A 14,155-nucleotide genomic window follows, 5' to 3' on the forward strand; every position below is an offset into this window, starting at 1 on the left:
ATCAATGTAGAACTTTCTGAAGAAGTTGCTGAAGGTGTTTATTCCAATTTGGCGATGATTGCGCATTCTAATTCAGAATTTGTTATTGATTTTATTCGCCTGATGCCTGGCGTGCCCAAGGCAAAAGTGAAGTCACGAATCATCGTGACTCCGGATCATGCGAAGAGGTTGCTTTCAGCTTTAAAAGATAATATCGAGAAGTATGAAGCAGCCTTTGGAAAGATAAGCCAGTCAGGAGGAGCACCCCAGTTTCCGATAAGTTTCGGAACACCGGGAGAAGCCTCAGTAAAAATATAACTGCTTAGCTTTGTTACTCTTATTACTTTGTTTACCTTTGCAGTCCAAAATTTAACAGTTTACGGGAAAACTAAATTTTATCAGTTAATGCCTACTATTCAACAGTTAGTACGAAAAGGTAGAACTACACTGGAGACCAAATCAAAATCAAGAGCTTTGGATGCATGTCCACAGCGAAGAGAGGAGTTTGTACCAGAGTATACACTACAACCCCTAAGAAGCCAAACTCTGCAATGAGAAAAGTGGCGAGGGTGAGATTGACAAACGGAAAAGAAGTGAATGCTTACATTTCCTGGAGAAGGTCACAATCTACAAGAACACCGATCGTCTTGATCAGAGGTGGTCGTGGAAAGAATCTTCCAGGTGTGAGATATCACATCATCCGAGGTGCACTAGATACCGCAGGAGTTAAAGACCGTAAGCAAGGTCGCTCTAAGTATGGTGCTAAAAGACCGAAGGCTGGAAAAGGCGCTCCGGCAAAGAAATAATACTTTATAACATTTAGAAAAAATGAGAAAAGCGAAACCAAAGAAGAGATATATTCTTCCTGATCCGAAGTTCAACGATACGCTAGTAACTAGATTCGTTAACAACCTAATGGTAGACGGGAAGAAGAGTATTGCTTACAGAATTTTCTACGATGCAGTAGAAAAAGTTGAAGAAAAAGTAGGTGAGAATGGTCTTGAAGTTTGGAAAAAAGCGCTAAACAATATTTCTCCATCCGTTGAGGTGAAGAGTCGTAGAGTTGGTGGTGCTACGTTCAGGTTCCAATGGAAGTCCGTCCTGACAGAAAGGTTGCATTGGGAATGAAATGGATGATCAGCTACGCCAGAAGAAGAGGTGAGAAGACAATGATGGACAGACTAGCTGGCGAAATTATCGCTGCTTCCAAAGGCGAAGGTGCCGGAGTGAAGAAGAAAGATGATACGCACAGAATGGCTGAAGCCAACAAAGCATTCTCCCACTTTAGATTCTAATCAATATGGCTAAAAGAGATTAACACTTACCAGAAATATTGGTATTGCCGCGCACATTGATGGGGTAAAACTGCAACGACAGAACGAATTCTTTTTTATTCGGGCGTATCTCACAAAAATAGGTGAGGTTCACGACGGTGCTGCTACCATGGACTGGATGGCTCAGGAGCAGGAAAGAGGTATTACTACTACTTCTGCTGCGACTACCGTTTTTGGAATTACAGAGAGAAAAAATACCAGATCAACATCATCGATACTCCCGGTAGGCACGTCTGGTTTCACTGCTTGAAGTCAACGGATGACTTCGTGTTCTCGATGGATTGGTATTCCTTTTCAGTGCTGTAGATGGCGTAGAGCCACAGTCCGAGACTAACTGGAGACTTGCGGATCGCTATGGAGTTGCCCGTATTGGGTTCGAGTAAACGAACTGGACCGTGCCGGCGCAAACTTCCTTGAGGTTTGTAAGCAGGTGAAGGAAATGCTAGGCGGCTCCGCTGTTCCTTTGCAACTTCCTATCGGTGCTGAAGATCAGATTCCGCCGGTGTAGTAGATTTGATCAATAACAGAGCTATCGTTTGGAATGGGGGAGGATTTTTTCGGAATGACTTTCGAAGAAGTTCCGATTCCTGAAGATATGCTAGACGAAGTAGCGGAATACAGGGAGTACTTGCTTGAAGCAGTTGCTGATTACGATGAGTCTTTAATGGAGAAATTCTTCGAAGATTCTGATTCAATCACTGAGGAAGAAATCCTAACAGCTTTAAGAAAAGCAGTAATTGATATGAAGATTGTGCCAATGGTATGTGGATCTTCTTTCAAGAATAAAGGTGTTCAGACTATGCTAGATCTAGTAATGGAATTGCTTCCTTCTCCTATGGACAAGGACGATATCATTGCTCATGATTTGGAGGATGAGGATAAAGATGTAAGAATCTCTCCTGATGAAACTGAGCCATTTGCAGGACTTGCTTTCAAAATTGCTACCGATCCATTTGTAGGTCGTCTTTGTTTCGTAAGAGCATATTCAGGAATTCTGAATTCAGGTTCTTATGTTTTCAATAGCCGTTCTGGAAATAAGGAGCGTATCTCTAGAGTGTTCCAAATGCATGCTAACAAGCAAAACCAAATCGATGCTTTAAGAGCTGGAGATATTGGTGCAGTGGTAGGCTTTAAAGATATCAAAACTGGAGATACTCTTTGCGACGAAAAGCGTAAGGTTGTATTGGAATCAATGGTATTCCCTGAGCCTGTAATTGGATATGCTATCGAGCCTAAGACTCAGGCAGATGTAGATAAGCTAGGTATGGCGATCGCTAAACTAGTAGAAGAAGATCCTACACTTCAAGTGAACACTGATCACGAAACTGGTCAGACTATCTTGAGAGGAATGGGTGAACTTCACTTGGATATTATCATCGATCGTTTGAAGAGAGAATTCAAGGTTGAAATCAACCAAGGAGCTCCTCAAGTGGCTTACAAAGAAGCTTTATTTGGTTCGGTTGAACATAAAGAAGTTTACAAGAAGCAGACAGGTGGTAAAGGTAAATTCGCTGATATTTCATTCGAACTTAGCCCGAGAGATCCAGATCCTGAAACTGGAGAAATCAAGCACAGGTCTTGAATTTGTAAACGCTATCGTAGGTGGTGTAATCCCTAAAGAATTTATTCCTTCCATACAGAAAGGATTTGCTGAGTCCATGAAAAATGGTCCTTTGGCAGGTTATCCTATCGAATCTATGAAAGTGAGATTGTTCCACGGATCATTCCACGATGTCGATTCAGATGCTCTTTCTTTTGAATTAGCAGCTAGACTTGGCTTCAAAGATGCCGCTAAGAGATGTAAGCCTCAATTGCTTGAGCCAATCATGGCAGTAGATGTGGTTTCTCCTGATGAGTACACTGGTCCAATCACTGGTCGCACTTGAATAGAAGAAGAGGTTTGATGAAGGGAATGGACACTAAAGGTACTTCTTCCGTAATCAAAGCATCTGTACCATTGTCTGAGTTGTTCGGTTACATTACTGATCTAAGAACTATCACATCTGGTAGAGCTACAGCTTCATTGACATTCTCTCACTATGAGTCAGTGCCTAACAACATTGCCGAAGGTGTAATTGCTACAGTAAAAGGTCAGAAGGACTAAATAATATTTGCGATGAATCAGAAAATCAGAATAAAACTAAAATCATACGATCACAGCCTGGTGAAGATGCAGTCATCAGAGAAGATTGTAAAGGCAGTGAAAGCCACTGGCGCAGTAGTAGTAGGGCCAATTCCATTGCCTACAAAGAAGGAGAAATTCACCGTATTGAAATCTCCACACGTGTCTAAGAAAGCTAGAGATCAATACCAACTTTGTACTTACAAGAGATTGGTGGATATCTACTCTAACTCTTCCAAAACGGTAGATGCTTTGATGAAAATCGAGCTTCCAAGTGGAGTTGATGTAGAGATCAAAGTTTGATCGGACTGGATTAATATACTAAAGACCTGCTTTTCGGAGCAGGTCTTTTTTGCTTTAGAGGCTTGCTGTTGTGATTGTAGGGCTATAAATGCCTAGAGAGGCACAACGGAAATATTTTGCAATACAGTTAAAATTTAGGATTTCGGATTTGTTACAGAATTTTATTTCAGTAACTTTGCAGTCCTTTAAAAGGAACCCCGGCAGACAAATGCCTGTGGGTTATTATATTATCTTATAAAAGATGTCTGGTATAATAGGTAGAAAAGTAGGAATGACTAGCATTTTCAGTGCCGATGGACGTAACGTCGCATGCACGCTAATAGAAGCTGGTCCTTGTGTAGTGACGCAAGTAAAAAACGTTGAAACAGACGGGTACAACGCAGTGCAGTTGGCTTATGGTGAGCGTAAAGAGAAAAATACGCCAAAACCATTGATCGGTCATTTTAAAAAGGCTGGTACAACACCAAAGCACAAAGTTGTTGAGTTCAGAGAGTTCCGGGTCGAGTTTGAAAGGCCAGGTAAATCTAGGAGCTACTGTGAAGGCTGGTGAAGTATTTATCGAAGGTGACTTCGTAGATGCTATCGGAACTTCAAAAGGTAAAGGATTCCAGGGTGTAGTAAAACGTCATGGTTTTGCTGGTGTGGGTGGACAAACTCACGGTCAGCACAACAGAGGTCAGCGCCAGGTTCAATTGGTGCATGTTCTTGGCCATCCAGAGTATTCAAAGGAATAGAAATGGCTGGTAGAACGGGCGGAGACAGAGTGAAGGTTGTCAACCTTAGAGTGTTGAAAATCTATGCTGACAAAAACCTACTATTGGTTTCTGGTTCTGTACCTGGTCCTAAAAATTCTTTCGTTATTCTAGAGAAGTAAGCCATGGAATTAGCAGTAATTAATCAAAAAGGAGAAGACACAGGTAGAAAAATCAGCTTGTCTGATAAGAGATTTAGCAATCGAACCAAACGATCATGCGATCTACCTTGATGTAAAGCAGTACTTGGCTAACCAAAGACAAGGTACACACAAGTCTAAAGAGAGAAATGAGATAGCTGGCTCTACTCGTAAGATCAAAAAGCAAAAGGGCACTGGTAGTGCACGTGCTGGATCTATCAAGTCGCCGCTATTCCGAGGAGGAGGAAGAGTATTTGGCCCACAGCCAAGAGACTATTCTTTCAAATTGAATAAAAAGGTAAAACAACTAGCCAGAAAATCTGCACTTACTTATAAAGTGAAAGATAACAGCTTGTCAGTATTGGAAAGCATTTCATTTGACTCTCCAAAAACTAAGAGTTACTTGGCATTGCTGAACGGTTTGTCTCTTGGAGATAAGAAGACGCTACTAGTACTTCCTGAGGAAAATGCTAACGTGTTCCTTTCCAGCAGAAACTTGCCAAAGGCGAAAGTTGTGACTGTAAATGATGTAAATACTTACCAGGTTCTTAACGCTGATCACCTAGTGATCTGTGAAGGTTCTTTAAGTAAGTTGGAAACCATTTTATCGAAATAAGACAATGGATATTCTAAAGCAGCCTTTAATTACAGAAAAGATTTCTGCCATGAACGAAAGAGGCGTTTATGGATTCATCGTGGAAAAAACTGCGAAGAAACCGGAAATCAAACTTGCTGTAGAAAAAACGTTTGGTGTGAAAGTGGTTTCTATCAGAACCATCAGATATGCAGCAAAGCATAAATCTAGATACACCAAAGCTAAAGTGGTTTCAGGCTTTACCAATGCTTTCAAGAAAGCAATCGTGCAAGTAGCCGACGGTGAAGTGATTGATTTTTACGGAGAAATTTAATTGAATCTATATCATGGCAATTAAAAAGTTGAAGCCTGTAACTTCAGGGACAAGATTCAGAGTAGCTCCAGCATTTGACGAGATTACAACGTCAAAGCCGGAAAAATCTCTTCTTGCTCCTATCAAGAAGTCAGGTGGACGAAATAATGAAGGCAAAATGACTGTCCGTAATATTGGCGGTGGTCATAAGAGAAGACTACGTATTGTAAGACTTCAAAAGAAACAAGTTCGGCGTACCTGCGGTCGTCTGATCTTTCTCGAGTATGATCCAAACAGAACAGCACGTCTTGCCCTACTATATTATGCAGATGGTGCGAGAAGGCCTACATTATCGCCCCGGAAGGTTTGTCAGTGGGACAAACAGTGATTTGCCGGATGAGCGAGTCTGCTCCAGAAGTGGGCAACGCGATGCCAGTGGTTGAACATTCCAATGGGTACGATTGTACACTGCTTGGAATTGAAGCAGGAAAAGGTGCCGCAATGGTAAGAAGTGCCGGAGGTTATGCACAGATCGTAGCCCGTGACGGGAAATACGTGACAGTGAAACTTCCATCTGGTGAGATGAGACTTGTTCTTAATACGTGTATGGCAACTATTGGAACTGTTTCCAATGGTGATCATTATGAACGTAGTATTGGGTAAAGCCGGTCGTAAGAGATGGCTCGGAGCTCGTCCTCGTGTAAGAGGTGTAGCAATGAACCCAGTAGATCACCCAATGGGTGGTGGTGAAGGTCGTTCTTCTGGAGGACACCCTAGATCTAGAAAAGGTCTATTGTCTAAAGGTAAGAAAACAAGATCTCCTAAGAAGTATTCAAACAAGTTCATCGTAAGCAAAAGATCTAAATAATTATGGCACGTTCATTAAAAAAAGGTCCTTATATCGAGCACCATCTTGTGAAAAAAGTGGATGCTCAGAACAAGAATCAGGCAAGAAATCGGTAATCAAGACTTGGTCAAGAAAATCAATGATTTCTCCGGATTTCGTAGGACATACCTTCGCTGTGCATAATGGGAATAAAATTCATTCCAGTATTTGTAACAGACAACATGGTAGGTCATAAGCTAGGTGAATTTGCTCCTACCAGAAATTTCAGAGGCCACATTGCCAAAAAAGATAAAAGGAAAGAGATAATCATGGAAGCATTAGCAAAATTAAATAATGTCCCTACATCTCCGCGTAAGATGCGCCTTGTGGCTGACCTTGTCAGAGGCAAGAGAGTAGGATTGGCACTTAGCATATTGAAGTTTACTCCTAATCATGGAGCTGCTCGACTTGAGAAGTTGTTGCTTTCCGCTGTAGCCAACTGGCAAGCGAAAAACCCTGATGCCAAATTGGAAGAAGCTGACCTTTTCATCAAAACTGTAATGGTAGATGAAGGTAGAATGCTTAAGAGATTAAGACCAGCTCCTCAAGGTAGAGGTCATAGAATCCGCAAGAGATCAAATCATGTAACGCTTATTGTTGATTCATTCGACACGCAAGAAGTTACCGCTGATGTAGTAGAAACAAACGAAAAGGCAAATTAAGAACAGACTATGGGACAAAAGATCAACCCAATAGGATTTAGACTTGGTGTAGTCAAAGGCTGGGATTCCAACTGGTATGGTGGGAAAGACTTCGCTGAGAAGCTATATGAAGATCAGAAAATCCGTAAGTACGTCCTTGCCAGAATTCCTAAGGGAGGTATTTCTAAAGTGATTATTGAGCGTACGCTTAAAAGAATCACTCTTACGATTCATACTGCCCGTTCCAGGTGTTGTAATTGGTAAAGGTGGAGCCGAAGTAGATAAACTGAAAGAAGAACTTAAGAATATCACCAACAAGGATATTCAGATTAATATCTTCGAGATCAAGCGTCCTGAATTGGATGCGAAATTGGTAGGTGAATCAATCGCTCAGCAGCTTCAAGCAAGAATTTCTTTCAGAAGAGCAATGAAGCAAGCTATTGCAGCATCCATGAGAGTGGGAGCGGAAGGAATTAAAGTTAAACTTTCTGGACGTCTAGGCGGAGCCGAAATGGCCCGTTCTGAAATGTACAAAGAAGGAAGAATTCCTCTTCACACATTGAGAGCAGATATTGATTACGCCTTGTCAGAAGCCCTTACGGTATATGGCTTGATCGGAATCAAAGTTTGGATCTTCAAAGGTGAAGTGTACGGTAAGAGAGATCTTTCTCCTAATCAGGGAGCAGCTAATGAGCCTAAAGGTGCTCGTAATGCAGGTCCTAAGAGAAATGATGGTCCAAGACGAAGAAAAAGAAATAACTAATTTTCGCCCATAAGTGAGAACTCATGTTACAGCCAAAAAGAACTAAATATAGGAAAATGCAAAAGGGCCGTGTCAAAGGCATTGCACAAAGAGGGCATACGCTTTCTTTTGGCAACTTTGGCATCAAGTCCCTTGAAGCAGGATGGATCACCTCCCGTCAGATCGAGGCAGCTCGTATCGCGATGACGAGAGCAATGAAAAGAGAAGGACAGGTTTGGATCAGAATATTCCCTGACAAACCTATCACTAAAAAGCCCGCAGAGGTTCGTATGGGTAAAGGTAAAGGTGCTCCAGAATATTGGGTGGCCGTTATCAAAGCAGGAACGATCCTTTTTCGAAGCTACTGGCGTGAGCCAGAGACAGCTAAAGAGGCGTTGAGACTTGCACAGCAAAAGCTACCTGTAAGCACTAGATTTGTTGTTCGTAGAGATTACGCTGAATAATAAGCACTATGAAAAATACTGAAATCAAATCACTGTCTAACAGTGAAATCGCCGAGCGACTAGTCGCTGAGCAGGAGAATCTAACCAAACTTAGGTTTGCGCACTCGATATCTCCTATAGAGAATCCTAACAGAATCCGCGAGACCAAGCGCTTTATCGCAAGATTAAAGACTGCATTGGCTGCCAAATAATAGCTAACAAAAAGAATATGGCTACGACAGAGAGAAATCTTCGAAAAGAAAGAATTGGTAAGGTGGTAAGTAACAAGATGGATAAGTCCATTACCGTATTGATCGAGCGTCGCGTAAAGCACGCCATCTATGGTAAGTTTGTTACCAAAACAACCAAATTTATGGCTCATGACGAGACAAATGATTGTAACCCAGGTGACTTGGTGAAAATCAGCGAAACTCGTCCGCTGAGTAAGAACAAGCGTTGGAGAGTAGTTGAAATTATTGAAAGGGCTAAGTAATTATGATCCAGCAAGAATCAAGACTAAGCGTAGCGGACAACTCTGGTGCCAAAGAGGTATTGGTAATCCGCGTATTGGGAGGAACAAAAAAGCGATATGCTTCCATCGGCGATAAAGTCGTTGTGACAGTAAAATCTGCGCTTTCTTCCAGCAGCATGAAAAAAGGTACCGTTTCAAGAGCGGTTATCGTGCGTACTCGTAAAGAAATAAGAAGAAAAGACGGTTCTTATATCCGTTTCGAGGACAACGCAGCTGTGTTATTGAACAACAACGACGAGCCAAGAGGCACGCGTATCTTCGGCCCAGTGGCTAGAGAGTTGAGAGAGAAGCAGTTTATGAAAATCGTTTCATTGGCTCCTGAAGTATTGTAATCATGGAAAGAAAAATGAACAAGCAAACAAAGCTTCATATCAAAACTGGTGACACTGTAAAGGTGATTGCAGGTGATGACAATGGCAAAACAGGAAAAGTACTTTCTGTAGATAAGCAAAAGAATAGAGCAATCGTGGAAGGTCTTAATATGATCACTAAACACGTGAAGCCTACAGCAGCTAAGCCTCAGGGCGGTATCGATAAGAAAGAAGCTTCTATCCATATTAGTAACCTGAAACTTGTAGATCCTAAGACTGGTGAAGCCACTAGAACAGGTCGCAAAGAAGGTGAAAATGGTAAATTAGTAAGATACTCTAAGAAAACTGGGGAGGCGATCAATGGCTAATCCAAGAATCAAACAAAAGTACGTGGACGAGATCGTTCCTGCTTTGAAAGAGAAATTCCAATACTCTTCAGTAATGCAAGTACCTAAGTTGGAGAAAATTGTTCTCAACAAAGGTATCGGTGCAGCTGTAGCAGATAAAAAATTGGTAGACCAAGGTGTAGAAGAGCTTTCTTTGATCACTGGTCAGAGAGCTGTTTCGACTATCGCAAAGACTTCTGTTTCCAACTTTAAGTTGAGAGAAGGAATGCCTATCGGAGCTAAAGTTGTCTTTGAGAGGTCAGACGATGTATGAGTTCCTTGATCGTTTGATCACTACTGCACTACCACGTGTAAGAGATTTCAAAGGTATTTCTGATAAAGGATTTGACGGAAGAGGCAATTACACACTAGGTGTGCAAGAGCAAATAATCTTCCCTGAGATCAGCATTGAGAAAGTCAATAGAATCTCAGGAATGGATATTACATTCGTTACTTCTGCTAATACAGATGAGGAAAGCTTAGAATTATTCAAAGCTTTTGGAATGCCTTTCGTTAAAAAAACTAAAGAAGAATAATCATGGCAAAAGAGTCAATCAAAGCTCGTGAGAGAAAAAGAGAGCGTCTGGTAGCCCAGTCTGCGGATAAAAGAGCCGCGCTTAAAGCTGCTGGCGATCATGAAGCACTTGATAAATTGCCAAAGAACGCGTCTCCAGTTAGACTTCACAACAGATGTAAACTAACTGGTCGTCCTAAGGGCTACATGAGAAAGTTTGGTATCAACAGGGTAACCTTCAGAGAAATGGCCTCAGCAGGCAAGATCCCCTGGAGCGACAAAGTCCAGCTGGTAAAATAACGACAGTAGTTTTTATTATAAAAATCAATTCGTAACTTTGCACGCCCAAATCGGGTGTAGCTAGACTATAAAATACAATGACTGATCCAATAGCTGATTATTTGACTAGGTTGAGAAATGCCATCAAGGCATCTCACCGAATCGTTGAAATACCTGCTTCTAATATCAAGAAAGAGATTACAAAAGTATTGCACGAAAAAGGATACATTCAGAATTACAAATTTGAAGAAAACGGTCCACAAGGGTCCATCAAAATTGCTCTGAAATTCAATCCTGTTACAAAGCAAAACGCAATTGTAAGCTTGAAGAGAGTTAGTACGCCAGGTTTGAGAAAATATGTGAAACATACGGAGCTGCCAAGAGTAATCAACGGGCTCGGAATAGCAATTGTTTCTACCTCTAAGGGGGTAATGACTGACAAGGAAGCCCGCACTGAGGGTGTAGGTGGAGAAGTTATTTGCTACGTATACTAATTTACTATCATGTCTAGAATAGGTAAAAAACCAATAAATATACCCAGCGGTGTTACTGTAGACGTCACAGACAAAGGTACTGTGACTGTTAAAGGTCCAAAGGGTACCCTGACTCAGGATGTGAATCCCGATATTCAGGTGAAAGTAGAGAACAACGAAATCGTTGTTGCAAGACCTACCGATTCCAAGAGACATAAGTCTATTCACGGTCTTTATAGATCTTTAATCAACAATATGGTGATTGGAGTTTCTGAAGGATACAAGAAAGACTTAGAACTTGTTGGTGTAGGTTTTAAAGCGTCTAACCAAGGACAGATTCTTGAATTGAATCTTGGTTACTCTCACAATATCTTTATGATGCTTCCTGATGAGGTAGCTCTTAAAGCTGAGACTGCAAAAGGTAAGAATCCAATCATTACCTTAGAATCGATAGATAAAGAATTGATTGGACAAGTGGCTGCAAAAATCAGATCTCTTCGTAAGGTTGAACCTTACAAAGGAAAAGGTGTGCGCTTCGTTGGTGAACAAGTTAGACGTAAGGCTGGTAAAACTGCCGCTAAAAAATAATAGGTTATGGCATTTAATAAGAATTCCAGAAGACTTAGAATCAAGCAGGGTATCAGAAGAAAGATTTCTGGTACTGATTCCAGACCTCGTTTGTCAGTTTTCAAAAGCAATACTGGCATCTACGCTCAGCTTATCGATGACCTTAAAGGTCAGACTTTGGCTCAAGCTTCTTCCAAGGAATTGGGAGCAAAGGCTAACGCTAATGTGTCAGTTTCTAAAGAAGTAGGTAAAAAACTTGCTGAAAGAGCTGTTGCAAACGGAGTAGAATCCGTAGTATTTGACAGAAATGGCTACTTGTATCATGGGAATGTGAAAGCTTTGGCAGATGGTGCCAGAGAAGGAGGCCTTAAATTTTAATAAGCTATGTCTCAACTAAGAAGAAAGCCTATCAGGGCTACAGATACAGATTTAAAGGAAAAAGTAGTAGCTATCAACCGTGTCGCCAAAGTGGTGAAAGGCGGTAGAAGATTCTCTTTTTCAGCAATTGTTGTAGTGGGAGATGGCCAAGGTGTTGTTGGTTACGGATTGGGTAAGGCCAATGAGGTAACAGATGCAATCACTAAGGGTATCGAAGATGCTAAGAAGAATTTGGTGAAAGTGCCAATTTTGAAAGGTACTATCCCTCATGAGCAGATTGGTAAATATGGTGGAGGTTTTGTTTTGATCAAACCAGCAGCAGCAGGTACAGGCGTTATCGCAGGTGGTGCAATGCGTGCAGTTTTGGAGAGTGCTGGCGTTACTGACGTATTGGCAAAATCTAAAGGATCATCTAATCCTCATAACGTGGTAAAAGCTACTATCGAAGCTTTGACTCAGCTAAGAGATGCAATCGCTGTTTCACAACAGAGAAGCATTAAAATGTCTAAAGTTTTTAACGGATAATCGAAATGGCTAAGATCAAAATCACGCAAACCAAAAGTACCATTGATAGACCAAGTGATCAAAAAGCTACTATTACAGCTTTAGGTTTAGGTCGTATCAGCAAATCAGTGACCGTAGAGAATACGCCTCAGATTGCCGGTATGGTAAATAAAGTTAATCACCTTGTAAAAGTGGAGGAAGCTTAATTATGAAACTGCATACATTAACACCAGCTGAAGGATCTACCAAAAATCGTAAGAGAATTGGTAGAGGTACAGGTTCAGGTAGAGGTGGAACTTCTACAAGAGGTCATAAAGGAGCGAAATCTAGATCAGGCTACAAGTCTAAGTTAGGTTTTGAAGGTGGTCAAATGCCACTTCAGAGAAGAGTTCCTAAATTTGGATTCAAAAGCTTGAATAGAGTAGAGTTCAAACCAGTAAATTTGGATACATTGCAAAGCATTGCTGAGCAATACAATCTTGAAGTAGTAAACATGGAAGCATTAGTTTCTCATGGTATTGCTTCCAAGAATGACAAAATCAAAATCCTCGGTGGAGGTGAATTGAAATCCAAATTAGACGTAACTGCTCATAAATTCTCAGCAACTGCAGGCAGCAGCTATTGAGAAGTTGGGTGGAACGGTAAACACAATTTAATTTAATGAAAAAGTTTATTTCGACAGTTAAGAACATTTTCTCTATCGAAGACCTTAGAGTTAGAATCATGAATACGATCGGATTTTTGATCATATTCAGATTAGGGTCGTTCATAGTTCTTCCTGGTGTTGATCCTTCTCGTTTAGGAGAAGCTCCAGAAGGGATCTTTGGATTGATCGATACCTTCCTTGGTGGAGCGTTCAGTAACGCATCTATCTTCGGTCTAGGCATCATGCCATATATATCTGCATCTATTGTGTTGCAGTTATTGACTGTCGGAGTACCATATTTTCAAAAAATGCAAAAAGAGGGTGAATCTGGTAGAAAAAGAATCAACCAGATCACTCGAGTTTTGACTATCCTAATCACTATAGCGCAAGGTATCGGATATGTTTCCGCTACTATAATGCCTACAGGAGCTGTGATGGTTAGCTCTACTTTATTTATGTTTAGTTCTTTGGTTTTACTATCTGCCGGTACTATGTTCTGCATGTGGCTTGGAGAGAAAATCACTGAAAAAGGTATAGGTAACGGTATCTCAATGCTTATTATGATTGGTATCATATCTAGATTCCCTGGTGCGATTATCGCCGAAGGTCTGGAGAAAGGTACTTCAGGTATGTTGCTTCTTCTTATTGAAGCCGCTGTATTGTTCTTCGTGGTAGTTGGGGTGATTGCCTTGACTGAAGCGACTAGAAGAATCCCTGTACAATATGCAAAACAAGTAGTAGGTGGTAAAGTGTATGGTGGACAACGACAGTATATACCTATCAAGGTAAATGCGTCTGGTGTTATGCCAATCATCTTTGCACAGTCGTTGATGTTTGTTCCAGCTTTGATCGCTCAGATCTGGGCTTCTGAAAATGACATCGCCAACTACATTGGAGCTACGTTCAGTGATTTCACTTCTTGGCAATACAATCTGCTTTTCGCAGCAATGATCATTCTTTTCACTTTCTTCTACACTGCTATTACAGTTAATCCTGAGCAGATCGCTGAAGATATGAAGAGAAATGGAGGTTTTGTTCCAGGTATTAAGCCAGGAGCTCCTACATCGGAATTTATTGATGGAATTATTTCCAAAATTACACTTCCGGGATCTATTCTTCTTAGCTGCAGTAGCTATTCTTCCTGCTCTCGCAATTATTTCCGGAGTGGGTGGAGAGTTTGCTCAGTTCTATGGTGGTACCTCTCTATTAATTATGGTAGGTGTGATCATGGATACGTTGAGACAGATCGAAAGTTACTTGTTGATGAGACACTACGAAGGCATGATGAAAAGCGGTAATGTGAAGAATAATCCTTCTAATTACCAAGTTGCCTAAG

General features: G+C 41.2%; 23 protein-coding genes and 9 pseudogenes. All 32 read left to right on the forward strand.

Annotation, left to right across the window (positions count from 1 at the left end):
* Positions 1-297, forward strand: a 297-nt coding sequence (locus AC0L6R_RS07480) for a DUF3467 domain-containing protein (protein WP_473270636.1), incomplete at its 5' end; no start/stop codon positions are given.
* 164 nt (positions 298-461) lie between these two features.
* Positions 462-785: a 30S ribosomal protein S12 gene (rpsL, locus tag AC0L6R_RS07485; RefSeq protein ID WP_473270637.1), complete on the forward strand. Its 324-nt coding sequence runs from the start codon at positions 462-464 to the stop codon at positions 783-785.
* A gap of 22 nt (positions 786-807) precedes the next feature.
* Positions 808-1,274, forward strand: a pseudogene (rpsG, locus tag AC0L6R_RS07490) (30S ribosomal protein S7).
* A gap of 70 nt (positions 1,275-1,344) precedes the next feature.
* A complete protein-coding gene (locus AC0L6R_RS07495) occupies positions 1,345-1,563 on the forward strand; it encodes a GTP-binding protein (protein ID WP_473270677.1) in 219 nt (72 codons plus the stop codon).
* A 31-nt stretch (positions 1,564-1,594) separates the two neighbouring features.
* Positions 1,595-1,696: a hypothetical protein gene (locus AC0L6R_RS07500; RefSeq protein WP_473270638.1), complete on the forward strand. Its 102-nt coding sequence runs from the start codon at positions 1,595-1,597 to the stop codon at positions 1,694-1,696.
* Between the two features lie 158 nt (positions 1,697-1,854).
* A complete protein-coding gene (locus tag AC0L6R_RS07505) occupies positions 1,855-2,895 on the forward strand; it encodes an EF-Tu/IF-2/RF-3 family GTPase (protein WP_473270639.1) in 1,041 nt (346 codons plus the stop codon).
* Complete coding sequence (locus AC0L6R_RS07510; protein ID WP_473270640.1) at positions 2,807-3,199, forward strand: hypothetical protein; 393 nt, start codon at positions 2,807-2,809, stop codon at positions 3,197-3,199. The genes AC0L6R_RS07505 and AC0L6R_RS07510 overlap by 89 nt, the downstream gene beginning before the upstream one ends.
* The gene (locus AC0L6R_RS07515; RefSeq protein WP_473270641.1) at positions 3,196-3,417 is read left to right on the forward strand and encodes a hypothetical protein; all 222 of its coding nucleotides are present in this window, start codon (positions 3,196-3,198) and stop codon (positions 3,415-3,417) included. Before AC0L6R_RS07510 ends, AC0L6R_RS07515 begins: the two co-directional genes overlap by 4 nt.
* Positions 3,418-3,429: 12 nt before the next feature.
* Positions 3,430-3,738, forward strand: coding sequence for a 30S ribosomal protein S10 (gene rpsJ, locus AC0L6R_RS07520; RefSeq protein ID WP_473270642.1), 309 nt, complete (start codon positions 3,430-3,432; stop codon positions 3,736-3,738).
* Between the two features lie 241 nt (positions 3,739-3,979).
* Positions 3,980-4,612: pseudogene (gene rplC / locus AC0L6R_RS07525) on the forward strand (50S ribosomal protein L3).
* 3 nt (positions 4,613-4,615) lie between these two features.
* Positions 4,616-5,246, forward strand: a pseudogene (rplD, locus tag AC0L6R_RS07530) (50S ribosomal protein L4).
* A gap of 4 nt (positions 5,247-5,250) precedes the next feature.
* The gene (gene rplW, locus AC0L6R_RS07535; RefSeq protein ID WP_111611451.1) at positions 5,251-5,538 is read left to right on the forward strand and encodes a 50S ribosomal protein L23; all 288 of its coding nucleotides are present in this window, start codon (positions 5,251-5,253) and stop codon (positions 5,536-5,538) included.
* A 13-nt stretch (positions 5,539-5,551) separates the two neighbouring features.
* Positions 5,552-5,905: a hypothetical protein gene (locus tag AC0L6R_RS07540; protein ID WP_473270643.1), complete on the forward strand. Its 354-nt coding sequence runs from the start codon at positions 5,552-5,554 to the stop codon at positions 5,903-5,905.
* Positions 5,906-5,913: 8 nt separating this feature from the next.
* The gene (locus AC0L6R_RS07545; RefSeq protein WP_473270644.1) at positions 5,914-6,180 is read left to right on the forward strand and encodes a hypothetical protein; all 267 of its coding nucleotides are present in this window, start codon (positions 5,914-5,916) and stop codon (positions 6,178-6,180) included.
* Entirely contained in the window at positions 6,161-6,385 is a 225-nt protein-coding gene (locus tag AC0L6R_RS07550; protein ID WP_473270645.1) for a hypothetical protein, read from the forward strand. Before AC0L6R_RS07545 ends, AC0L6R_RS07550 begins: the two co-directional genes overlap by 20 nt.
* Positions 6,386-6,387: 2 nt before the next feature.
* A pseudogene (gene rpsS / locus AC0L6R_RS07555) lies at positions 6,388-6,657 on the forward strand (30S ribosomal protein S19); the annotation flags it as partial.
* Between the two features lie 15 nt (positions 6,658-6,672).
* The gene (rplV, locus tag AC0L6R_RS07560; protein WP_283414133.1) at positions 6,673-7,065 is read left to right on the forward strand and encodes a 50S ribosomal protein L22; all 393 of its coding nucleotides are present in this window, start codon (positions 6,673-6,675) and stop codon (positions 7,063-7,065) included.
* 9 nt (positions 7,066-7,074) lie between these two features.
* Positions 7,075-7,807, forward strand: a pseudogene (gene rpsC / locus AC0L6R_RS07565) (30S ribosomal protein S3).
* A gap of 23 nt (positions 7,808-7,830) precedes the next feature.
* Entirely contained in the window at positions 7,831-8,250 is a 420-nt protein-coding gene (rplP, locus tag AC0L6R_RS07570) for a 50S ribosomal protein L16 (RefSeq protein WP_473270646.1), read from the forward strand.
* Positions 8,251-8,258: 8 nt separating this feature from the next.
* On the forward strand, positions 8,259-8,441 hold the full coding sequence (gene rpmC, locus AC0L6R_RS07575; RefSeq protein WP_283414135.1) for a 50S ribosomal protein L29: 183 nt from the start codon (positions 8,259-8,261) through the stop codon (positions 8,439-8,441).
* Between the two features lie 17 nt (positions 8,442-8,458).
* Positions 8,459-8,722 carry a 30S ribosomal protein S17 gene (rpsQ, locus tag AC0L6R_RS07580; protein WP_283414136.1) on the forward strand — a complete coding sequence of 88 codons (264 nt, stop codon included), beginning with the start codon at positions 8,459-8,461 and terminating at the stop codon, positions 8,720-8,722.
* Between the two features lie 2 nt (positions 8,723-8,724).
* Positions 8,725-9,093: a 50S ribosomal protein L14 gene (gene rplN, locus AC0L6R_RS07585; RefSeq protein WP_086500285.1), complete on the forward strand. Its 369-nt coding sequence runs from the start codon at positions 8,725-8,727 to the stop codon at positions 9,091-9,093.
* A gap of 2 nt (positions 9,094-9,095) precedes the next feature.
* The gene (rplX, locus tag AC0L6R_RS07590) at positions 9,096-9,440 is read left to right on the forward strand and encodes a 50S ribosomal protein L24 (RefSeq protein ID WP_473270647.1); all 345 of its coding nucleotides are present in this window, start codon (positions 9,096-9,098) and stop codon (positions 9,438-9,440) included.
* A pseudogene (gene rplE, locus AC0L6R_RS07595) lies at positions 9,433-9,994 on the forward strand (50S ribosomal protein L5). The gene rplX and the pseudogene rplE overlap by 8 nt, the downstream one beginning before the upstream one ends.
* A gap of 2 nt (positions 9,995-9,996) precedes the next feature.
* Positions 9,997-10,267: pseudogene (gene rpsN / locus AC0L6R_RS07600) on the forward strand (30S ribosomal protein S14).
* Positions 10,268-10,349: 82 nt separating this feature from the next.
* Complete coding sequence (gene rpsH / locus AC0L6R_RS07605) at positions 10,350-10,745, forward strand: 30S ribosomal protein S8 (protein ID WP_283414139.1); 396 nt, start codon at positions 10,350-10,352, stop codon at positions 10,743-10,745.
* Between the two features lie 9 nt (positions 10,746-10,754).
* Positions 10,755-11,312 (forward strand): 50S ribosomal protein L6, encoded by a 558-nt coding sequence (rplF, locus tag AC0L6R_RS07610; protein WP_283414140.1) that lies wholly within the window; start codon positions 10,755-10,757, stop codon positions 11,310-11,312.
* A 6-nt stretch (positions 11,313-11,318) separates the two neighbouring features.
* Positions 11,319-11,669, forward strand: coding sequence for a 50S ribosomal protein L18 (rplR, locus tag AC0L6R_RS07615; protein ID WP_283414141.1), 351 nt, complete (start codon positions 11,319-11,321; stop codon positions 11,667-11,669).
* A 6-nt stretch (positions 11,670-11,675) separates the two neighbouring features.
* Entirely contained in the window at positions 11,676-12,194 is a 519-nt protein-coding gene (gene rpsE / locus AC0L6R_RS07620; protein ID WP_111611459.1) for a 30S ribosomal protein S5, read from the forward strand.
* Positions 12,195-12,199: 5 nt separating this feature from the next.
* Positions 12,200-12,379 carry a 50S ribosomal protein L30 gene (rpmD, locus tag AC0L6R_RS07625; RefSeq protein WP_283414142.1) on the forward strand — a complete coding sequence of 60 codons (180 nt, stop codon included), beginning with the start codon at positions 12,200-12,202 and terminating at the stop codon, positions 12,377-12,379.
* A gap of 2 nt (positions 12,380-12,381) precedes the next feature.
* A pseudogene (gene rplO / locus AC0L6R_RS07630) lies at positions 12,382-12,829 on the forward strand (50S ribosomal protein L15).
* A gap of 4 nt (positions 12,830-12,833) precedes the next feature.
* A pseudogene (gene secY, locus AC0L6R_RS07635) lies at positions 12,834-14,154 on the forward strand (preprotein translocase subunit SecY).
* Position 14,155: the final 1 nt, after the last annotated feature.

The organism is Algoriphagus sp. 10J20-15, assembly GCF_055809615.1.